The sequence below is a fragment of the Candidatus Delongbacteria bacterium genome (assembly GCA_020634015.1).
Taxonomy (GTDB): domain Bacteria; phylum CAIWAD01; class CAIWAD01; order CAIWAD01; family CAIWAD01; genus JACKCN01.
In genome coordinates this window covers 162,106-182,739 of sequence record JACKCN010000002.1, presented here as the reverse complement: position 1 = coordinate 182,739, position 20,634 = coordinate 162,106, and the positions used below count along the sequence as shown (strand labels likewise).

19 protein-coding genes are annotated in these 20,634 nt (G+C 64.8%); 1 reads left to right on the top strand and 18 read right to left on the bottom strand.

The features are described 5' to 3' along the window. The first annotated feature begins 147 nt into the window (after positions 1-147). A complete protein-coding gene (locus tag H6678_04930) occupies positions 148-672 on the top strand; it encodes a hypothetical protein (GenBank protein MCB9473137.1) in 525 nt (174 codons plus the stop codon). 104 nt (positions 673-776) lie between these two features. Here H6678_04930 and H6678_04925 read toward each other — a convergent pair whose 3' ends face one another. From H6678_04925 to H6678_04840, 18 genes are all read right to left on the bottom strand, one after another. Further along, positions 777-1,751 (bottom strand): hypothetical protein, encoded by a 975-nt coding sequence (locus tag H6678_04925; protein ID MCB9473136.1) that lies wholly within the window; start codon positions 1,749-1,751, stop codon positions 777-779. Positions 1,752-1,976: 225 nt separating this feature from the next. Next, on the bottom strand, positions 1,977-3,083 hold the full coding sequence (locus H6678_04920; GenBank protein MCB9473135.1) for a sensor histidine kinase: 1,107 nt from the start codon (positions 3,081-3,083) through the stop codon (positions 1,977-1,979). Then, positions 3,080-4,444, bottom strand: coding sequence for a sigma-54-dependent Fis family transcriptional regulator (locus tag H6678_04915; protein ID MCB9473134.1), 1,365 nt, complete (start codon positions 4,442-4,444; stop codon positions 3,080-3,082). Before H6678_04915 ends, H6678_04920 begins: the two co-directional genes overlap by 4 nt. 101 nt (positions 4,445-4,545) lie before the next feature. Further along, complete coding sequence (locus H6678_04910) at positions 4,546-7,818, bottom strand: efflux RND transporter permease subunit (protein MCB9473133.1); 3,273 nt, start codon at positions 7,816-7,818, stop codon at positions 4,546-4,548. Positions 7,819-7,900: 82 nt separating this feature from the next. After that, positions 7,901-9,526 (bottom strand): efflux RND transporter periplasmic adaptor subunit, encoded by a 1,626-nt coding sequence (locus tag H6678_04905; protein MCB9473132.1) that lies wholly within the window; start codon positions 9,524-9,526, stop codon positions 7,901-7,903. Between the two features lie 11 nt (positions 9,527-9,537). Further along, entirely contained in the window at positions 9,538-10,089 is a 552-nt protein-coding gene (locus H6678_04900) for a hypothetical protein (protein MCB9473131.1), read from the bottom strand. A gap of 4 nt (positions 10,090-10,093) precedes the next feature. Continuing rightward, a complete protein-coding gene (locus H6678_04895; protein MCB9473130.1) occupies positions 10,094-11,431 on the bottom strand; it encodes a TolC family protein in 1,338 nt (445 codons plus the stop codon). A 186-nt stretch (positions 11,432-11,617) separates the two neighbouring features. Further along, on the bottom strand, positions 11,618-12,082 hold the full coding sequence (locus H6678_04890) for a hypothetical protein (protein ID MCB9473129.1): 465 nt from the start codon (positions 12,080-12,082) through the stop codon (positions 11,618-11,620). A gap of 104 nt (positions 12,083-12,186) precedes the next feature. After that, positions 12,187-12,657, bottom strand: coding sequence for a YaiI/YqxD family protein (locus H6678_04885; protein MCB9473128.1), 471 nt, complete (start codon positions 12,655-12,657; stop codon positions 12,187-12,189). A gap of 118 nt (positions 12,658-12,775) precedes the next feature. Next, positions 12,776-13,417, bottom strand: a complete 642-nt coding sequence (locus tag H6678_04880) for a class I SAM-dependent methyltransferase (GenBank protein MCB9473127.1) — start codon at positions 13,415-13,417, stop codon at positions 12,776-12,778. Beyond that, a complete protein-coding gene (locus H6678_04875; GenBank protein MCB9473126.1) occupies positions 13,395-13,898 on the bottom strand; it encodes a GNAT family N-acetyltransferase in 504 nt (167 codons plus the stop codon). The genes H6678_04880 and H6678_04875 overlap by 23 nt, the downstream gene beginning before the upstream one ends. A gap of 19 nt (positions 13,899-13,917) precedes the next feature. Beyond that, complete coding sequence (locus H6678_04870) at positions 13,918-14,439, bottom strand: hypothetical protein (protein ID MCB9473125.1); 522 nt, start codon at positions 14,437-14,439, stop codon at positions 13,918-13,920. A 25-nt stretch (positions 14,440-14,464) separates the two neighbouring features. Further along, positions 14,465-15,448, bottom strand: a complete 984-nt coding sequence (locus H6678_04865; GenBank protein ID MCB9473124.1) for an aldo/keto reductase — start codon at positions 15,446-15,448, stop codon at positions 14,465-14,467. A gap of 133 nt (positions 15,449-15,581) precedes the next feature. Continuing rightward, positions 15,582-16,214 (bottom strand): hypothetical protein, encoded by a 633-nt coding sequence (locus H6678_04860; GenBank protein ID MCB9473123.1) that lies wholly within the window; start codon positions 16,212-16,214, stop codon positions 15,582-15,584. A 45-nt stretch (positions 16,215-16,259) separates the two neighbouring features. Further along, entirely contained in the window at positions 16,260-16,640 is a 381-nt protein-coding gene (locus H6678_04855) for a DUF2780 domain-containing protein (protein ID MCB9473122.1), read from the bottom strand. Between the two features lie 100 nt (positions 16,641-16,740). Beyond that, positions 16,741-17,778 (bottom strand): DMT family transporter, encoded by a 1,038-nt coding sequence (locus tag H6678_04850; GenBank protein MCB9473121.1) that lies wholly within the window; start codon positions 17,776-17,778, stop codon positions 16,741-16,743. Positions 17,779-17,790: 12 nt separating this feature from the next. Next, complete coding sequence (locus H6678_04845) at positions 17,791-19,083, bottom strand: hypothetical protein (protein MCB9473120.1); 1,293 nt, start codon at positions 19,081-19,083, stop codon at positions 17,791-17,793. Then, positions 19,080-20,633 carry an N-acetylmuramoyl-L-alanine amidase gene (locus H6678_04840; protein MCB9473119.1) on the bottom strand — a complete coding sequence of 518 codons (1,554 nt, stop codon included), beginning with the start codon at positions 20,631-20,633 and terminating at the stop codon, positions 19,080-19,082. Before H6678_04840 ends, H6678_04845 begins: the two co-directional genes overlap by 4 nt. Position 20,634: the final 1 nt, after the last annotated feature.

The window sequence follows — 20,634 nt, the reverse complement described above, 5'->3', positions numbered from 1 at the left end:
GTAATTGATGGGGCGCGCCGGTGGCGCGTGTTCTCCGGGCGGGAATCCGATTGGCGTGTGTCCCGGACTCATGATTGACGGGACCGGAAGGTTTTTGCCAGATTCCGCGGGTCAGTTCACCACACAGCCTCACGATCGGGAGAATTCATGAAGCGTGCCCTGCTGCTTGCCCTGTTGCTGGTGGCCGGTTCGTCCGCCAGCGCCAAGGACCCCGACGCCAAGTTCCGCCGGCGCGGGTATGGCGAGTCCTCGGGTCTGCTGATCACCCATTCCGAGAAAGCCGTGATGGGGCGCGAGATCTGGATCGACTACCATTGCGTGGACACCCTGCGTGAGCAACTGACGCGCAGCCTGGACGAGCGCGGAGCCGACGCGGCCACCCGGACCGCCGAACTGGCCGCGGTACCCGCGGGCGGACGCTTTGATGTGCATTTCAGCGCCTACCAGGAGCACAACGCCAACCCGGTCACCTACAACTTCTCGCTGGTGCTGCCGAACGACAGTGTCGTGTGGGACATGGATGGCCAGGATCAGCCCCCGACCAAGGTCAAGGGCGGCTGGAGCAATGTGGTGAGCGTGCCGGTGCCGATGGCCTTCGAACCCCCGATCGCCTTCTATGTGATCAGCGAATTTGGCACCGCCGACAAGTTCAAGCTCAACCCGAAGCGCTGAACGCCCGGCAACGGCTATCGCAGGACGCTGGCCGTGTCGCCGCCGAGAGAGATCGGGCCCGTCGCACGCCGTGCGCCGGGCCCATTCAGTTCCGGGAAGCCCACTCAGATCTTGAACTCGAAATTGACGCGGTACCAGGTGTCGGTCTCGACTCCATCGGCTTCGTAGCTGATGGTGCGGATGTTGGGCGCGATCACCAGCCCCTTGGCGGGGTTCAGTTTCAGCCCCAGCACCAGTCCGGTCTCGCCGTCTTTGTCCGTGTTGGTGTCCGGATCCATCAGATCCAGCTGGGCCAGCAGCTCCATCGGCAGGCTGAGGGGCAGCTTCCAGACGCCGTAGAACCCGATGATCTGCTCGGTGATGTCCGTGACACCGGTGGTGGTCTTGGTATCGAACTCAATGCCCACGCGGCCCTCCTCGAGGGCATACCCTCCGAAGAGCCCCATCACGGTACGGCTGTCGTCCTTGCTGATCGGTTCCATGCTGTACACCACGCCGGCATTCCAGCCCGGGTGCTTGCTCAGGGCGGCCTCGCCGGCGAGCACCTGCAGGGAAATCTTCTTGTACTTGTCGCTTTCCGGCTTCTTGTAACCCTCACCGTTGGTCACCAGCACGCTGCCCGAGAACAGCTCACCGAAGCGGTTGGAGTATCCCAGACCCATGTCGGCGCTGCTCGAGAACTTGTGTTCGTCCATCAGCGCCTTGCTGAGAAAGCGATTGCCGAAGGTGGCTTCCTGCACGTTGAACATGTTCATGCCCTGCATGCCGAAGATGAAGGTGCCCCAGTCGGTCTTCCAGCTGGCGCTCGCCGCTTTGAGATACGCTTCCAGGGCCATGTCGCCCGTATCCGAGCCGGCGCGCCCCACATCCAGCTGCAGCTTGTACGACACGCTTTCCGAGGGAGATTCACTGAAGGTCAGGTAGGCCCGTCCCACCTCGAAACGGCCATCTTCCGTGCCGCCCTTGGTGGCGTCATGGCTGTACTCGTAGAAGATCAGGCCGCTGACATCGTAGGCCCGGCAGGCGGGGCCGACCGCCAGGACGGCACAGAGGATTCCGGACAGGGCAAAGCTGCGCATGGACGTCTCCTTGATGATTCAGGACGAACTGGATGCCGGAGTTCACGCAGGATGTTCTCCGGACAAGGTCATTTTCAATTGGATGCAGATGATGCGACCGGGGAACAGGATAACAAGTGAAGGTCGCGCCCTCACACGAACCGAACCCAAATCAAACGGATTCCTGTTAGCGTTTCGTGAGAATCCGAACCAGAATCAAATCATTGCCATGAGGGTGCCGGGCTGTCAGGCAGGCAGGAACAGGCGGAATTCGGCACCACCGGCGTCCCGGTTCTCCACGTCGATGTACCCGCCATGCTCGTCCATCAGGCGGCTGGCGATGGAAAGCCCCAGCCCGGTGCCTTCGGGTCGGGTCGTGTAGAAGGGATCGAAGATCGTCTCACGGACTCCCGGATCCACTCCGGGGCCCCGGTCGGCCACCCGGATCACCACGAACTGGCCGAAGTCGAGCCGGGAGAGATCCGTGCGTACGTCGATCACACCCTCGCGCGGACTGAACTGCACCGCGTTCAACAGCAGGTTCAGCAGCACCTGGGTCATCCGTTCTGGATCACAGGAAACCACCAGCCCCGAAATGGTACTGGTCCGGATGCTCACTCCGTGCAGGCGGGCCTGGGCTTCGGCCAGCGCCACCGCACGTTCCACCAGTTGATCCACGGGCAGGCTGACGACCTGCAGCACGGTGGGCCGTGCGAAGGAGAGAAATCGCTCCAGCAGATTCTCGAGCCGGTCCAGTTCCTGTTGCAGAATGCCCACGAATCGAAAGCGCGGCGAGCTGGGCGAAATTTCGTCGGCCAGCAGGGACGCCGAGGTCTTGAGGGTCGCCAGTGGATTGCGGATTTCGTGTGCCAGACCGGCAGTGAGCTGGCCCAGGGCCTGCAGCCGACCCGCGCGCACCAGCTGCAGTTCGAGAGCCTGCATGCGCACCATCTGGCGTTCCAGCTGGGTGCGCGCCCGTCGCCCGCGCTCGGCCAGGCTGCCGGTGACCAGTCCCACCACATTGTAGAGCAGCACTTCCAGCAGTTTGTTGGCTGTGCCCGTGGGGTCCTGGTGAATCAGGTGCCCCGCGTGAGGACTGACCAGAAATGCATGCGGCAGATAGAGCACGGATGACAGCAGGGCCACGGTCATCGCCGCGCGCAGGCCGAAGAGAAAAGCGGCCAGAATGATTGGCACGTAATACAGGCGGCGCAGGATGTCGTGCAGCCAGTGCGCGTAGCCCGGTGTGAGGAAATGGCCCGCCGTGATGCAGATCACGGGCAACCAGAGCCAGAGCAGCGCCTGGCGCTGAAGGGGCCAGGGCCGTGGCCCGGAAGAGCGCGCTCCGCTCATGGCGCCTGATCCCGCCCGCCGATGCCGAACTTCTCCATCCGGTGCAGCAGGATGTGACGCGGAATGCGCAGGAAACGGGCGGTCGCGCTCTGGTTCGACTGGTTCATCGCCAGCGCTTTCAGCAGGATCGCGCGTTCCAGTTCGAACAGCGAGATGCCATCCGCGGGCAGTTCCACACCGGCCACCGTGATCCGGGCATCCCCGGCCCGGGGCCCCGGCAGTGAGATGAACTCTTCGTTCAGCACCGGTTCTTCGGACAACAGGGCTGCGCGCTGGCAAAGATTTTCCAGCTCTCGCACATTGCCCGGCCAGGGCTGGGCCTGCAACTGACTGGCGACTTCCCTGGGAATGCGCCATTCGCGCCCACCGCTGTGCACTGCCAGAAAATGGCGGGCCAGGCAGATGATGTCCTCGCTGCGCTCGCGCAGGGGCGGAATCCGCAGGGGTACCACATTCAGCCGGTAATACAGGTCCTGGCGAAAGCGTCCTTCGCGCACTTCTTCCTCGAGGGAATGGTTGCTGGCCGCCAGCACGCGCACATCCACTGGCAGGGGCGCATCACCGCCCACGGGTTGCAGCACGCGTTCCTGCAACACACGCAGCAGGGTGGCCTGCAGATCCAGGGGCAGTTCGGCGATCTCGTCGAGGAACAGCGTGCCCGCTTCAGCCTGGCGGAACTGACCCAGCCGATTCTGCACGGCGCCCGTGAAGGCGCCCTTGACATGGCCGAAGAGTTCCGACTCGAGCAGGTCGTGAGGCAGGGCACCGCAATTGATGGCCACGAAGGGTCCCCCGGCTCGTGGACTTGCCTCGTGGATCCGGCGCGCCAGCAGTTCCTTGCCCGTGCCGCTTTCGCCCTCGATGAGCACGATCGCGTCGGAGTGGGCGATGCGATCCGCTCGGGCCAGCAGGTTGGCCATGGCATCGGACACATGAATCAGGGTCTTGCCATGGCTGCCGCCGGACTGGCTCAGTGCCTTGACCTGACGACGCAGGCGTGCGTGCTCCATGGCCCGGTTGACGGTCAGGCGGAACTGTTCGCGGTCACAGGGTTTGGGCAGGAAGTCAAAGGCCCCGGCCTTCATCGCGGCCACGGCGTGCGGCACGTCGCCGAAGGCGGTGATCACGATCACCAGCAGCTCCGGGTCCAGCCCGCGGGCCTTGGCAAGCAGGGTCTGTCCGTCCAGGCCGGGCATGCGCAGGTCGGTGATCATCAGCGGGAAGCGGTCCGTCTGCAGACACTCGAGCGCTTCCAGGCCATTGGCGGCCTTGCGGACCGGGTAGCCCTCCTCCTCGAGCAGGAAAGACATCACCTCAAGGAAATTGGCGTCGTCGTCGGCGAATAGTATCCGTTCGCTCATGGCACTCCCCCGGCGGGTCGCCGGATCAGTCAACTGGCGGTCGGCCCGCAATGTCCGAAAATTCCACGGGAGCGACCGTCAACGGGCATTCTCCACGAGAATCAGCGTTCCGCGGGCAGGGCATGCCCCAGACGCTTCGCCTCCTGGCGCTGCAGCCAGAGCTTGTAGACGGCGGGATAGACCAGCAACTCCAGCAGGAAGGAGGTGAACAGGCCTCCGATCATCGGGGCTGCGATGCGCTTCATCACATCGGCCCCCGCCGAGGTGGACCACATGATGGGCAGCAGCCCCATGAAGGCGGCGGCCACGGTCATCATCTTGGGACGGGCGCGCTTGACCGCGCCGTGCACAAGCGCTTCATCCAACTCGGGCAGACTGCCCAGACGCCCTTCCTGGCGCGCGTCTTCCACCGACAGATCGAGGAAGAGCAGCATGAAGACGCCGGTTTCCGCATCCAGACCGAGCAGCGCGATCATGCCCACCCAGGCCGCGATCGAGACGTTGTAATCCAGGATCCAGAACAACCAGATCGCACCCACCGCGGAAAAGGGCACGGCCAGCATCACCAGCAGGGCCTTGAAACCCGAGCGCGTGTTGAGATACAGCAGCAGGAAGATCAGCCCGATGGTCACCGGAATGATCAGGCGCAGGTGCTCGCGCACGCGCAGCATGTTCTCGTACTGCCCGCTCCAGCTCAGGATCGTGCCCGCGGGCAGGCGGATCTCCTCGGCCACCCGGGCCTTGGCGTCTTCGACATAACTGCCCACATCACGCCCGGCGATGTCCACGTAGACATAGCCCGTGAGAAAACCGTTCTCGTCGCGCAGCATGCCGGGGCCCGTGATGACCTGGATCGTGGCCAGCTCTCCCAGCGGCACCCGCGCCCCTGATGGGGTGTCCACCAGCACGCGGGCCAGCTGGTCGGGGTCGTCGCGCAACTCGCGCGGGTAACGCAGGTTCACCGGAAAGCGCTCGCGCCCCTCCACGGTGGTCGTGATCTCTTCGCCGCCGATGGCCACCGCGATCACCCGCTGAAGCGCCCCCACGGTGAGGCCGTGCCGTGCCAGCTGGTCGCGCCGAGGATCGATGTCCAGGAAATACCCGCCGGAGACTCGTTCGGCGTAGACGCTGCGCGTGCCGGGCACCGCCTGGATCGTACGCTCGATCTCGCCGCCCAGACGCTCGATCTCGTCCAGGTCGGAGCCCATGATCTTGATGCCCACGGGCGTGCGCACCCCTGTGGTCAGCATGTCGGTGCGGGCCTTGATCGGCATGGTCCAGGCGTTGGTCACACCGGGAGTCCGCAGGGCCTGATCCATCTCCGTGATCAGTTCGTCCCAGGACAAGCGGTCGGGCCAGATCGGCCTGAGCAGCGGCTGCAGGAAGTCGGGGAAGCGTTCCGAGTACCAGCGTTCCCGTGTGCGCCACTTGTCCTTGGGCTTGAGCACCACGGTGGTTTCCATCATCGACAGCGGCGCGGGGTCGGTGGCCGTGTCGGCCCTGCCTGCCTTGCCGAAGACCCGTTCCACTTCGGGAAAGCTCTTCAGCACCTGGTCCTGCATCTGCAGCAGGTCCTGGGCCTCGCGCACCGAGATTCCGGGCAGCGTGGTGGGCATGTAGAGAATCGTACCCTCGTTGAGCGGCGGCATGAACTCGCTGCCCAGACGGAAGTAAACCGGCAGGCTGAGCGCCACGATCGCCAGCGCGGCCGTGATCGTCTTCCAGGGATGACGCAGCACCCAGCGACAGGCTGGCTCGTAGACCTTGAAGATCATCCGGCTGATCGGATGCTTCTCCTCGGCGTGATATGTTCCGACGGCCACCGTGCTGAACACGCGCGCCAGCCAGGCGGGCCGGAAACGGAAGGGTTCCACACGGGCGAAGAGCATGCGCAGCGCCGGGTCAAGTGTCACGGCCAACAGGGCCGCCATCGCCATCGCCAGGTTCTTGGAGTAGGCCAGCGGCTTGAACAGGCGGCCTTCCTGATCCACCAGCGCGAAGATCGGCAGAAAGGCCACCGCGATCACCAGCAGCGAGAAGAACACCGAAGGCCCCACTTCCACCAGCGCCGCGAGCCGCACCGCATGGAAGTCCTCCTTGCGTCCCGAGATCTGCCAGCGGTGGATCCGGTTGTAGGCGTTTTCCACCTCGACGATCGCCCCGTCCACCAGCACCCCGATGGAGATCGCGATGCCCGCCAGCGACATGATGTTCACCGAGACGCCCATCCAGTAGAGCGGAATGAAGGAGAGCAGCACGGCCACCGGAATGGTGAGAATCGGCACGATGGCCGAAGGGATGTGCCAGAGGAAAATCAGGATCACCAGCGAGACGATCAGCATCTCCAGCAACAGCTCGTGTTTCAGCGTGTGCAGCGCGTTCTCGATCAGGCCCGAGCGGTCATAGGTCGTGACCACCGAAACCCCGCTGGGCAGTGAACTCTGCAGCCCCTTGATTTTTTCCTTGGTGGCCTTGATCACGTTCAGGGCGTTTTCACCGTGACGCATGATCACGATGCCGCCCACCGCATCTCCTTCTCCGTCCAGGTCCGAGATGCCCCGGCGCAGTTCCGGCCCGTACTCCACGCTGGCCACGTCGCGCAGCAGCACGGGAATGCCGCCCGAATGGCTCTGCACCACGATGCCCCGGTAATCATCCAGACTGCGCGCATATCCGCGCACACGCACCATGTACTCCAGCCCGCCCCATTCCAGCAGGCGTCCGCCACCTTCCGAGTTGGAATCGCGAATGGCGCGCACCACCGCATCCAGCGGCAGCTCGAGAGCGGCCAGGCGGTTGGGATCCACCGTGATCTGTACCTGGCGCACGAATCCGCCGATCGAAGCCACTTCGGAGACTCCGGGCACCGACTGCAGGGCGTAGCGCAGGTTCCAGTCCTGGAAAGCCCGCAGCTCATCCAGGGAATGAGTGCCCGAGCTGTCCACCAGCGCGTATTGGTAAACCCAGCCCACACCGGTGGCATCCGGCCCAAGCTCTGTGTGCACTCCTTCAGGCAGGCTGGATTGGATCTTCGAGAGGTACTCCAGCACGCGGGAACGGGCCCAGTACAGATCCGTGCCGTCCTGGAAGATCACGTAGACATAGGAAAAGCCAAAGTCGGAGTACCCGCGGATCGCCTTGACCCTGGGCGCGCCCAGCAGGGAACTGATGATCGGGTAGGTCACCTGGTCCTCGAGCAGGTCCGGAGCACGGTCCCACTTGGAATAGATGATCACCTGGGTGTCGGACAGGTCCGGCAGTGCATCCAGCCGGATACGTCCCAGCAGGTTCCAGGCCAGCGCACACAGGGCGGCCACGACCAGCAGGACCAGCATGCGGTGGGTGGCCGAGAATGTGATGATGCGCCGGATCATGTCTGCGCCTTCCAGCTTGGATCGGTGGTGAAGTCAAGCGTGTGCCACACCCATGGTGCCGAGCGTGCCGCAACCTGGTGTGTCAGGGTGTGTGGGCTTCCAGCACTCCCCGGATCCGGGATTCGGAATCCAGCAGGAAATTGCCGGCAATGGCCACCTGCTCGCCTTCCGCCAGGCCCGAGAGCACGAGCGACTGGCCACCCGCACGCTGCCCGCGTTGGATCTCGCGCGGGGCGAATCGCCCGGGACTGGTTTCCACATAGACCAGTTGGCGCAGCCCCGTATCCAGGATCGCGGAGTCGGGAATCAGCAGTCCACGGCGCTCGTCCACCGTGGCGATCACGTCCACGAACATCCCGGGTTTCAGTTTCAGCCCCGGATTGTCCAGCGTGCTGCGCACGGTCAGCGTGCGGGAGGCCATGTCCAGCGAGGGCAGAATCTGGCTCACGCGGCCTTCAAGGCCTTCTCCGGGGCGGCCCGGCTGCTGGAACTCCAGACTCTGTCCCATTCGAATGCGAGGAGTTTCGCTCTCGCTGAACGCGGATTCGACCCAGACCCTCGAGAGATCGGTGAGGGTGAACAGCGGTTCCCCGGGAGCGACCTGCTGACCCGTGCGCACCATCAACTGGCTGACGAATCCTCCCCAGGGTGCCCGCAGGATCACGGCCCGCTGGGCCTCGCCCCCCTGTTCCAGTGCCTCGATGACCGACGCGGGACAGTCCAGCAGTTCCAGGCGCCTGCGGGCCGCGTCGACAATGGCGCGGGCCGTGTCCCCGGAACTCTCTTCAAACGCTTTTGCGGCTTCCCGGGCCTGCAGATATTCCTGCTGGGCCGTCAGCAGCTCGGGCGAGTAGAGCGACAGCACCGGGTCACCCTGCGTGACGAACTGCCCGCTGGTCGAGACCGCCAGCGCTTCGACCCAGCCGCCCACTTTCAGCGTGACACGTCGTTCGCGCGTCTCGTCGGCGATTACCGTGCCCACCGTGCGGATCGTGCGGCCCAGCTCACCCCGGCGCACCGCCTGAACCTGGACTCCAGCCTGACGGCGTCCCTCGTCCGTGGTGCGCACCACCGCATGCCCGGGCACCTTTGCGCTCCCGGATCCCTGCGTGGCATACACGGGCACGAAGTCCATGCCCATTGAGTCCTTGGTGGGCACCGGCGAATGGATCTCCGGATTCATCGGATTGCGGTAATACAGAATCCTGCCCTGTCCTCCGTTCTTGCCCGACGGCTTGGTCTCGGGAACAAGGAACATTCCGCACTCGGGGCAACGGCCTTCCGTGTCCGAATGCACCTCGGGATGCATCGGGCAGGTGTAGCCCGTGGCCGTGCTGTCGGCGGGCACCGGCACCAGAAACATGTGGCACTCCGGGCAACGGCCTTCGATGTCCGAATGCACTTCAGGATGCATCGGGCAGGTGTAGCCGCCTGCTTGGGCATGCGCGCCTTCCATGTGCGTGTCGACGTGCGCACCGTCAGCCTCGTCCGGCTCCGGGGACGCGGAGTTGATGGGTACCAGCCTCATCCCGCAGATCGGGCAGTCGCCCATCTGATCACTGATGTAGGTCGGGTGCATGGGGCAGTGGTACTGGGTGGCATCGGCTCCGCCTTCACCACCGAACACGGTGACAAGCACGGTTGCGATTCCGCCCGCCAGCAGCAGGGCCAGCAGGATCCAGACCAGCGATTTCTTTCCGGAAGCCATTCCGGTCTCCCTCACTTGGTGGTCGTGCTCGCCTTGGCCGAAGGGGTCAGGGCCATGCCACAGATCTTGCAGTCAGCGGGGCCCATGGCGCGTTCGCTGGCGTGCATCGGGCAGCTGTACTCCATGGAAGCTGCCGGAGCCTTCACTTCCTCCAGATCCATGCCGCAATGAGGGCAGGAACCGGCCGTCGCGGAATGCACATCACTGCACATCGGGCAGATCCAGCTGCTGACCGGGGCGGGCATTGCTGCAACCTGCACGGCTTCCAGATCCATCCCGCATTCAGGACACTGACCGGAAGTTTTCGAATGGACTGTCGCGTGCATCGGGCAGGTGTACTCGGTGACCATCATGGGTGCTGGTGCCGCCTTGACCGCTGCCAGGGCCATCCCGCATTCGGTGCAATCGCCCGGCTTGTCGCTGGTGACGGTGGCATGCATTGGACAGACATACTGTGTCACGCCCGTGCCAGCGGACACGACGGGCGTCAGGGCCTGGGCACTGCCCAGCGACAACAACAGGACCAGCAGGCTGCCGGCGATGGTTCGGATCGTGTGAGTCATGAGTCTACTCCAGGGTTGTGGGTCCGGTTGCCCGGGGGCCCATGTATTCGATGCGTGCCCAGCTGGACAGGGCCTGGGCTTCGGCCTCGGCGGCCTGCACGCCCGTGTCCAGCACCAGATTCAAGTCTTCGATCACTCGGGTGAAATCCCCGCGGCCGGCCGCCCAGGCGGACAGCGCCGCATCCAGGGCCAGGCGGCTGCTTGGCAGAATGACCTCGCGGTACTCTATGATCCAGATCCGCCAGCGTTGCCATTCGGCCAGTTCCTGCTGCAGCGTGGCTTCCTGCCTGCTGCGTTCAGTTTCAAGCTGGGCCTGTGCCCCACTCTCCTCGTGTGCCGCGGCCCGGGTCAGCGCCTGCTGTTTGCCCGCGCTCCAGAGCGGCAACGTGATGCCCAGCTTCAGCATCAGCATCGGCTCGGGCATGCCGTTGGTGCCCACGCCTGCGCCGACCATGAAATCCGGTTTCTGTTCCAGGCGGGTCGCCTGCCAGTTGCGATGGGCGCTCTCGAGTTCGGCACCGCGCAGGCGCAGCTCGGGGGCCAGCTCCAGCCCCGTCAGCAGGCTGTCCGGATCCTGCATCACGGCGGCAGGAAGGCTTTCCAGCGGAGCCAACCGTCGTTCGACGGGCCAGCCCAGCAGCCGATTGAGCGCGGCCAGCTCACCCGAGCGTTCGGCCTGGATGCGTGCCTGCTGCTGGCGGATCCGGGCCTCCTGGATCGTGAGCTGCAACAGGGTTTCCTGTTCGCCCGCCCCCGTGGAGGCTCTTGTTTCAGCAACACGTACGGCTGTCTGCAGCAGTTGCCCGGACAGCTCGAGTACCTGTGCCTGCTGATCCAGGGAATAGAGCCGGGCCGCCTGGATGCGCACGTCACGCACGACCTTTGCCCGGGCCAGTTCCAGTCGGATTTCCTGTTGTGTCACCCAGGTCCGTGCCAGTTCACGGCGGGCGGCACGCTTTCCGGGGAAGGGCAGCGGCTGACTGAGTATCACGGCCACGGTGGAGGCCTTGCCGGGAGGCACGTCCATGGCCTGGCCGCTCAGTTCCAGTTGGGGATCGGCCAGAGCCGCGGCGGGGCGCACACGTTCGCGGGCTGCTTCAAGCGCCTGCTGGGCAATGTCCAGTTCGGGAGCAACCAGAAGTGCACGCTCCACGAGGGTCTCAATGCTGGGTGCGGGACCGATGACCAGCGAATCCTGCCCAGCTGCCCGGACAACCTTCGGCACTGCCAGCGCCACGCCGAGAACCAACAGGACCCGGGCCAGCAGGGTGCGTCTCAGGCCTGTGGTGGCCAAGGGGGCATTGGGGGTGACGGTATGCCTGCGCGGGACTGTCGGGTGCATGGGATCCTCTGTTTCCCTATGCAAAGGCAAGCATCATGCCATGACCACAGAATTCGTACAGTCATGTATTCACAGAGGTTGAAAAAGAAAGTACCAGCGAGCCAAGGACCCGGTTGCAGATATATCCACAACGGGTCTGGAGTCAAATCACCAAGAATCAAGGTCGTCGGGGCGCGAAGATGGAATTCACTCCGGGAAGCAATAGCGCAGGCCAAGACCACCTTCGACATCGAGGCCCGTGTCCGGCACCAGATCCACCACCGGAGCCAGTTCGAAGAACACCGCCAGTGGGGCGCCGGGCAACCGCCAGGCCAGACCCAGAGGAATGCGGACACCCAGATGATCGCGCCCATGGTCCCGGGCGCTCAGGCGTCCGCCCACACCGTAATACAGACTGGGCTCTCCGGGAATCTGGCTGCCGGCCAGAATTTCCGGGTCGTGAATCAGCCAGTCCGCGTGGGCGTGCAGGCTGCGCTGCGATTGCAGAGACCAGGCCAGCCCGGCATCCACGGCGTGCCGGGCGTCCAGCCAGATCTTTCCGTTCAGGCCCGTGGGCTCACCCACCATCACACCGACTTCCAGGGATTGTGCACTGGCGATTCCCGCCAGAGTCAGCATCAGGATCGCGGGGAAAGCTCGTCCGGAATACATGTGTGCCTCCTCTGTGGCCGATGCCGTGTGGCAGCTGCGATGATCCCCTGTGATGCGGGCGACCCTCTTCCCCCAGTGGGGTGTCCTGGCTTGCCCCGTCGCGGTCACGTGCTCCGCGTCGGAGGTGCCTGGCGCCGGATGGACTGGATCATCGCATCCAGCTCCTGCAGAAAGCGCGAGCGATCGCTCTTCTGCATGGGTGCCGGTCCGCCGGCGATGGTTCCCGCGCCGCGCAACTCGGCCATCAGTTCCCGGGTGGCCAGAGCCTGCCCGATGTTTTCGGCCGTGTAGGCATGGCCGGTGTTGCCCAGCACGCGTGCACCCTGTTTCAGGCAGCGATCCGCCAGCAATATGTCAGCGGTGATCACGATATCCTCCGCCTGCACGCGCTCCACGATCCAGTCGTCGGCCTCGTCGAAGCCATCGCCGACCACCTCCAGGTGCAGCCGCGGGGAGTCGGGAATCCGCATCCAGGAATTGGCCACCAGAGTCACCGGCAGCTCGTAGCGGCCGGCCACCTTGTAGACTTCCTGCTTCACGGGACAGGCGTCCGCGTCGATCCAGACCTGCATCACGAATTCTCCTGTCCGGTTCCTGCGCTGCCATCGATCGTCCGTGTCAGCCGCGTGCGCATGGCGCGGCGCTTGTGTCCTCATGCGTCTGCTTCCATTCCCAAAGGGATGCAAGCAGTTGTCAGCTGGTTGGTTTTCCTGCTTCAAGATGAACAGCGTCCATCGGAAAGTCCTCCACCGGCTGTACAAGGCAACGGGTCACATCAAAACCCGCGTTCCTGGCCCAGGATTCCAACTCAGCACGGGTGTACCTGAACGCCACGATTCCCGACTCACTGCCGTAGTCGACCAGTCCACTGCCCTCCCATGCAGCCACAACAAGCTGGCCACCTGGAGTCAGGACTCGATACCATTCACCAAAGGCCTGTGCTGCTTCCGCCGCATCGATATGATGAAGGGCAAAGAAGTTCAGCACCGCGGCACATGTAGCTGTCTCAATGCTGGTCAGATACCGCATGTCGGCGACAAACAATCGTGCGTTGGACTCGAACTTGCCGTTGGAAATGGCGACCATCCTTGTGGAAAGGTCGACACCCAGGAGTTGCCGCCGCGCATCGCAGCGATCACGATACATGGAGAGCATGTGGCCAGACCCGCACGCTGTATCGAGCACCGGACCGCCGATGCCCGTGATACGTCGATGCAAGCGCGTCAGAACATCCGCATACACGGGCAATCCAATCTCAGCATCCATCATTTGATTGTACGAATCCGCGATCTCGTCGTACATTTTTCGCACATCAGCAGCTGGTGACGGCTTCATGCTCCTCCTGTCCACCCAACAGGGTCTTCTCCATCCGGAATCTATCCAGCCACTGTCCCCGCCGCTTCACCCGCTCCGCCCGGACCTGGCGGAATCCGCGGGCTTCGAAGAATGGGCGGGCGACCAGACTGGCATCGGTGACGATGTGAGTCCAGCCCACACGCCGTGCTGCCTGTTCCATGTGAGCCAGCAGACGGCTGGCGACGCCCCGGCGGGCAAGGTCCGGATGTGTGTACAGCAGATCCAGCATGCCCTCGGAGTTCCAGGCGATGAACCCCGCGAGTCGACCCTCCAGCTCCAGTAGCCAGCACTCAAGTGACTCAAGCCGCGTGATCCAGTCCGGGGGGTCCTCCGCGACCGGGGCCCAGGCTTCCAGCTGGGCGGGAGCGTACGCCCCGTTTGCCAGACCATGTACCGAGCGCACGAAGAGCTGCCCCAGTGCAGGCCGGTCAGACTGTGTCGCGCGACGAATCATCGGCATGGATTCGGTCCGTCCGTCATCAGATCCGGCGTGAGTCGTAGGCCCAGTGCAGCAGGGCCTGGCGCTGGCGCCTGCGACAGTCCAAATCTCCCGGGCTGCAGCCGGCACGCACCTGGGCCAAATGGCGCGTCATGGCCTTCCAGCGCTTGATCTGGCGCTCGTCATCCGGGCCGCGACGTCCCATGAAATAGCGGCAGTACCACTGGAACCACCCGCGCGGATCGTCCTCGTGAATCCAGCGCTTGCGTCGCCATTCGGCCAGAGGCTGGGAGGCGTTCACGCCAAAGCAATTGAGGGCCGGGTCGTGATACGTGGAGCACAGGCGTGCCTTGCTGAACCAGTCGGCGGGAAACTCCTCGCGGCAATCGGTCATGTAGCGGCCGCCGAAGATGCCCAGAGCCAGCATCTCGGCCGGGGTCAGCTGGGGTTTGAACTCTGGGTGAAAGTTCTGGCCCATCGGCTCGCTGCGCCAGTAGACATACCCTTGCTGCATGCGGTCATTCACCACGACCCGCTGGCCGCTCTTGCCTATGCTCGCCATTCGTTTCTGCTCCGCCATTGTTCGCTCAGCGATTGAGGGCCGCCATCCCGGCCTCGGGATAGCGTGTGCCTGTCGCCCAGTTCCGCGGGACCACCGCCTCGATGGCCGCCAGTTCGTCGGCAGTCAGGGCGATTTCCGCCGCGGCGAGGTTCTCTTCGAGCCTCTCGAGCCTTCGGGTTCCCGGAATGGGTGTCACACCCGGACGGGACAGCAACCAGGCCAGCGCCAGTTGCGATGCGCTGCAGCCTCGCGCGCTGGCCAGTGCGTGGACGCGGTCGACCAGTGCCAGGTTCTTCTGGAAGTTCTCGCCCATGAAACGGGGATTGCTGCGCCGCCAGTCGTTGGCGTCCAGATCATCCAGGCTGCGGTACTGGCCGCTCAGGAAGCCCCGGCCCAGTGGGCTGTAGGCCACGAAACCGATGCCCAGTTCCTGACAGGTAGCCAGCAGGGCATCTTCCGGATCACGCGACCAGAGTGAATATTCGGTCTGGAGAGCCGTGATGGGATGCACGGCCATGGCACGCCGCAGAGTCTCGGGTGCGGCTTCCGACAGACCCAGACAGCGCACCTTGCCCTGTTCCACCAGGCGCGACATGGCGCCCACCGTGTCTTCGATGGGTGTGCCGGGATCCACCCGGTGCAGGTAATACAGATCAATGGTATCCACGCCCAGACGCTCAAGGCTGGCGTCGCAGGCCTGCTGGACATAGGCGGGCGAACCGTTCAGGCCCAGCATCGCCCCCTCGGGTGAGCGCTGGACTCCGAATTTGGTGGCCAGGATCACCCGCTCACGCTTCCCGGCAATGGCCCGGCCCAGCAGCCGTTCATTGTGGAAGGGCCCATACATGTCCGCCGTGTCAAAGAAGTTCAGGCCCAGCTCGAGGGCCCGGTGGATCACGCGGATCGACTGGCTCTCCTCACTGGCGCCATAGAAGTCCGACATGCCCATGCAGCCCAGGCCCAGTACGGAGACCTGCAGATCAGAATGTCCCAGTTGATGTATGCGCATCCTGTGTGTTCTCCATTTTGGTGAGTGGGCGACACGGTTTGTGGCTCATGAACCGCGCCGGGGTCAGAAACGGGTCATGACGGCCCGGGACCTGAGGACGCGAGTCCGGGTCTGCGGGTTCCCGGAGGCAGGTTCAGGCTCGGGGCGCCCGACGGCGCGCGGCTTCGGTGATGTGCGCCCACAACTCCTGGACGCTGCGCTTGGCGAACGTGGAACAGATCGCGGCCGCTGAGTACTGGTTGCTGACCTTGTGATCCAGCTGGGTGCCACCCCAGATCACCACATGGTCGGCCCAGCGCAGGTCCGCGTCGGCCTGCTTCCTGGGCCGTGCCTTCGTGCCATCCACCAGCCGGATCTCGAGTGGGGCGGTTGGCTGGGACTGGATCTCCTGGTGGGAGTTGGGTGAGCCACCCACGACCACAAGCTTGCGCCAGCCCGCCTCGCGGCAGGCCTCGTGCATGCGCTGGAGATGCACGTTGAGAATGGAGCCGCCGCAGATCTCGCAGGCTGTCTGACCGGTGGCCAGGACGGGAATGCGCTCGCCCGAACCGTGCTCGGCTTCGGCCTGGCAGTCCCCACGCGCGCAAACCAGGAAGTAGCGCGCAGCCAGAGCCTGCGTCACATCCGTGCGCTTGGCCAGACTGATGCGCTGTTTGCCCTCACGCGTGAGTCCCTGCTCAGCGAGGAACTGCAGCAGAAGCTCGTGCTGCCCTGCATATCCCAGTTCGCGCAACAGCTCGCGTTTGTCGATGTCCTGGTTGCTCATCCCACCTCGCGACCCATTTGCCGGCCGCCCGTGTCGCCCGTCAGATTACTTGAGAACTCCAGCCAACATGCTGGCCACGTCCCCGCCCGCCTTGCCCTTCACGAATTCCAGCACGATCGGCAGGAATTTGCCCACCATGGCCGGATCCAGTTTCAACTGGGCGAATCCAAGGGCCAGCGAGGCCAGCCCGGCAGCCTTGCCGCCGCCAAAGGAGGAGGCCAGGCCGCCCAGTGCCCCCAGGGCTCCGCCGCCACCGGCGGGCGCCGCCTTGAGCAATTCGCCCATTCCGGGCAGAGCCGCACTGAGCGTGCCGAAGTCACCACCCAGTCTGTCCTGGGCCAGCTTGAACAGCAGACCGGCTCCGCCCCGGGCCTGATCCGGCTGGACACCCAGCTGGGAAACCAGTTGTTGGATCAACTCCGTCATGAGGATCTCCTTGTGCAAGTCTGTGGTGGTGAATCGTGCTGCGCCCCAGTTTGGCAAATCGGGGCCAGACGCCCCTGGATGTGGAAGTTCATGAGCCCGCTCAGGGTTCCGTTGGGTTCGCATCGGCCACCACGGCCACGGCGCCCCCGACGATGGTGGCGCTCGCGGGCACGCGGCGGCGACGCAGGGCGCTGAGCGCCGAACCGGCCACCACCAGCGCGGCCCCGGCCAGGGCACTGGGCGGCAGAGGATCGGCATCCACGAGACCCGGGAACATGTGGGCCCCCAGATGCACGAAGGTGATGGTGAAGAGCGGTGTAGTGGACAAGATCACGCCCACGCGCGAGGCCTCGAGGTGATTCAATGCCTCACTGAAGGTGCCGTAGGCCACCAGGGTATTGAACACGGTGAAAAGCAGCAGGCTGAGATTGACCAGCCCCAGCCCCGGCAGATGCCCGGGATGGGCAAAAGGACTGAGCAACAGCGCACACAGCCCGTACACCACACACAACACGAGCTGCGAAGGCCACCGTGCCTGAAGCTGTTTCTGGGCCAGCGCATAGGCCCCCCAGGACAGGGCGGCCACCACCATCAGGGCCAGACCCAGGGGCGAGTGTGCCGTTCCGCCGCCACCGGCAAGTCCGGGCAGGAAGAACAGTCCCTGCCCCAGCAGCAGCAGCGCCAGCCCCAGCCATTGCTGCAGGATGAAGCGCTCGCCGAAGATCACCATGCCGCCCAGCAGCATGCTCAGGGGAGCCAGTTGAATCAGCACCTGGGCCGCGGCCGGGGTGATCAGCCGCAGGCCGAACAGATAGAACACATAATTGCCGCACAGGCCGAGCGCGGCCACCAGCAGCAGCAGGCGCCCCCTTCCCGGAGCCCGCAGCAGACGGACCAGCTCACCACTGCGCGCATACCACGCCACCAGCAGCAGGCAGGCCAGCAGGAAACGGAACCAGGATATGGTCAGGGCATCCAGGCCGCGCAAGAGGGCCTTGAGCGCGATCGGCAGCATGCCCCAGAGCAGCACGGTACACAGGCTGAGTGCCAGGCCCAGCTTCCAGCGGCCGCTCGTGCGATGCAGTTCCATCGGTTCCTCGTCTTCCAGACTGTTGGGAATGCAGAGTGTGGGACACACGTTCTCGACCGTTCACAGGCCGGGGGGCAGGTTTCTGTCGTTGGCACCCAGCCAGGCAGCCACCGTGAGGAAACTTCCGCAGACAAGAGTGGGCTCGTGCGGTGTGTCCAATCTCCGTGCCGCAAGACCCGCCCTGCCCAATGGACGTCCGCAGCGAATGCCCGCCGCACGGCCCGCCTCCAGCAGATCCTCGGGCGAGGCCAATCGGGCGTGCGACAGGACCAGCGGGCGCATGCTGGCGACGCGGGGAGCCAGAATCCTCAGGATGGTTCGATAATCCTTGTCGGCCATGGCCGCGAAGATCAGGGTCCAGCGCGTGTTCGGCCAGTGCTGGTCCAGATCCTTGGCCAGCAGCGTGATGGCGGCTGGATTGTGTGCCACGTCCAGCACCAGGGGTGGCGCGTTGTGCAGAACCTGGAAGCGTCCCGGAAGGGGCGCCGGTCGCAAGTGAATGCCCTCGCGCAGAAAGCGGGCTTCGGGCAGGCGCCGCAGGATGCGCAGCGCCATCCCGGCGGCGAACAGAGCGCCACGGGAGGGATGGTCCAGCTCCATGGCCAGGTCGCCATCCGTGATGCATACACGCCCCTCGCCGTCTGCGGGCTGGTACCTGAGCAGAGGGTGATCCTCTTCGGGGGTGACGGCCACCGCCCCGCGGCTGTCCGCCACCTCAAGCGCGGCGTCGCGGGCCTCGGCTTCCAGTTCTCCCAGCAGAAAGGGGCAGGCAGGGCGCGCGATGCCCGCTTTGTCCCGTGCGATGGCTGCCAGACTGTCGCCCAGGATGGCCGTGTGATCCAACCCCACGCTGGTGAGCACCGCCAGCTCACTGTTGAGCACGTTGGTGGCGTCCCAACGCCCGCCAAGACCACACTCCACGACCGCCAGCTCGACGCCCGCATTGCGGAAGGCCAGCAGCGCCAGCGCGGTCAGCAATTCGAAGTAACTGGGCTGCACCTGATCGATGAGCGGCTCAAGCCGGTGCCAGGCGACAGCCAGCGCAAGCTCGTCAAGCGGCTGGCCGTCCACCAGAATCCGCTCGAGGGGACTCAGCAGATGGGGCGAGGTATACAGCCCGGTGCGCAATCCGGCCTGACGCAGACCCTGTTCGACGAACGTACAGAGCGTGCCCTTGCCATTGGTGCCCGCCACATGGATCACACGGAACTGTCGCTCGGGGTGGTTCAGCAGCTCCAGCAGGCGTTCCATGCGCTGCAGGCCGGGCTTGATCCCGAAGCGCACGCGCTCGTCGATGCGCTTCCAGATCCGCTGAATGCCCAGTGGGCTGTCCGTCAATCGAGGCGCGCTCACCGTGGAGTTCCCGCGGCACCATAGAGTTCCTTGAACTCGACCACGCTGGTGGCCAGTGCGCGGGCCAGTTCAGCCTGCCCGTGGGCGCTGGTGAGCTGCTTCTCGTCCTCGGGATTCGTGATGAAGCCTGTCTCGAAGAGCACCGCGGGCATGGAAGCTCCCACCAGCACATAGAATCCCTGCTGGAGCACGGGCCGCGGACGCTGGTGTCCCACTCCGCGCATGCTGCGGTAGATCAGCGCGGCCAGGTTCTGGCTCTCCTCCACATAGGCAGACTGGGCCATGCTGGCCAGGATCCAGTTGCCGATGCCGCCGGGAGTCTCGGCTCCCGCGTTCTCCTCGAAGCGCAGCACCGAGTTCTCGCGCAGGGCGACTTCCCGGGCATGCTGGTTCTTGCCCGGGCGCAGAAAGTAGACTTCCCAGCCTCGCGCGCTGCGGTTGCGAGCGGCGTTGGCATGGATCGAGATGAAGAGCTTGCCGCCCGCCTTGTTGGCCAACTGGGTGCGCTCGGCCAGTTCAAGGAAGCGGTCGTCCTCGCGGGTCATCACGATGCGCGTGTCGGGCAGGCGCTCGCGCAGCTCGTCGCGCAGACGCCGGGCCACCGCCAGAGTCACGTCCTTCTCGCGGCTGCCCCGGGGCGAGACGGCCCCAGGATCCTTGCCGCCGTGACCGGCGTCGATCACGATCACATCCAGATCGATGGGCTGGCCCTGGGGCATCACCAGTTCGGGTGCCGGCGGAGGCTGGAATTCCTCGCTCAGCTTCGCACCCCGACGGCGCAGCAGTACCTGGATCTCACCCAGGGATTCCGCTTCGATCACGTCCACCAGTTCGGCCTGCGCGCCCAGTGTCAGTTCCAGCCGATCTCCGCGCACTTGCAGCTTCTCGAGCAGGCCATCCTGCTCGCCTCGCCAGATGTGATCCAGCGCGCTGCCTTCGAGCACACCCGAAGGACTGAAGTCCAGCACCACCGTGCGGCCCGAGGCGTCGCTGTCAAAGGTCGGCAGTTCGCCCAGGCGCAGGCGCAGCAGGTGTCCGCCCTGAAGTGCTTCGCTGAGCAGACCCGCGCGCGAGGCGTGCAGGACAAGCTCTTCATTCAGGCTGTCCAGACTGCCCACCAGCAGCCCGGATTCGAGCAGGACCGCCAACAGCTGGTGATCCAGCAACAGGCCGTCGGCATCTTCGAAGGCCGGGCCGGGCAGCACGCGTTCCACTCCATTGAGCATCACGAAACGGTTTCCGCCTTCGGCGCGCAGCATGCCACCCTCGCTGCTCAATTCGCGCCGGGCCCCCGTGATTTCCAACTGCAGACGCAGCAGGCGCGCCAGGTCTTCCACACAGATCAGGCGTCGGCCATCGCGCGCCCAGGTCGGCAGGATCTCGGGCAGGCTGTCCCCCGACGCATCCACCACGGTCAACAGATACTCGCGCGCGGGTTCCGGCGGACGGGCCGCCGGACTCAGCCCCGCAAGGCAGAGCCAGCCCAGCAGGGCCAGAAGCAGAACTGGGCGACCCGCAAGTCGCCCAGATGTGTGGAGTTTCTGTATCACG

Coding starts and splice junctions, on each gene's coding strand:
- H6678_04860 (MCB9473123.1), bottom strand. CDS start 16,214: ATGAGCAACCAGGACATCGACAAACGCGAGCTGTTGCGCGAACTGGGA.
- H6678_04895 (MCB9473130.1), bottom strand. CDS start 11,431: ATGCACCCGACAGTCCCGCGCAGGCATACCGTCACCCCCAATGCCCCC.
- H6678_04880 (MCB9473127.1), bottom strand. CDS start 13,417: ATGAAGCCGTCACCAGCTGCTGATGTGCGAAAAATGTACGACGAGATC.
- H6678_04930 (MCB9473137.1), top strand. CDS start 148: ATGAAGCGTGCCCTGCTGCTTGCCCTGTTGCTGGTGGCCGGTTCGTCC.
- H6678_04915 (MCB9473134.1), bottom strand. CDS start 4,444: ATGAGCGAACGGATACTATTCGCCGACGACGACGCCAATTTCCTTGAG.
- H6678_04905 (MCB9473132.1), bottom strand. CDS start 9,526: ATGGCTTCCGGAAAGAAATCGCTGGTCTGGATCCTGCTGGCCCTGCTG.
- H6678_04870 (MCB9473125.1), bottom strand. CDS start 14,439: ATGGCGAGCATAGGCAAGAGCGGCCAGCGGGTCGTGGTGAATGACCGC.
- H6678_04855 (MCB9473122.1), bottom strand. CDS start 16,640: ATGACGGAGTTGATCCAACAACTGGTTTCCCAGCTGGGTGTCCAGCCG.
- H6678_04910 (MCB9473133.1), bottom strand. CDS start 7,818: ATGATCCGGCGCATCATCACATTCTCGGCCACCCACCGCATGCTGGTC.
- H6678_04890 (MCB9473129.1), bottom strand. CDS start 12,082: ATGTATTCCGGACGAGCTTTCCCCGCGATCCTGATGCTGACTCTGGCG.
- H6678_04865 (MCB9473124.1), bottom strand. CDS start 15,448: ATGCGCATACATCAACTGGGACATTCTGATCTGCAGGTCTCCGTACTG.
- H6678_04925 (MCB9473136.1), bottom strand. CDS start 1,751: ATGCGCAGCTTTGCCCTGTCCGGAATCCTCTGTGCCGTCCTGGCGGTC.
- H6678_04875 (MCB9473126.1), bottom strand. CDS start 13,898: ATGCCGATGATTCGTCGCGCGACACAGTCTGACCGGCCTGCACTGGGG.
- H6678_04900 (MCB9473131.1), bottom strand. CDS start 10,089: ATGACTCACACGATCCGAACCATCGCCGGCAGCCTGCTGGTCCTGTTG.
- H6678_04920 (MCB9473135.1), bottom strand. CDS start 3,083: ATGAGCGGAGCGCGCTCTTCCGGGCCACGGCCCTGGCCCCTTCAGCGC.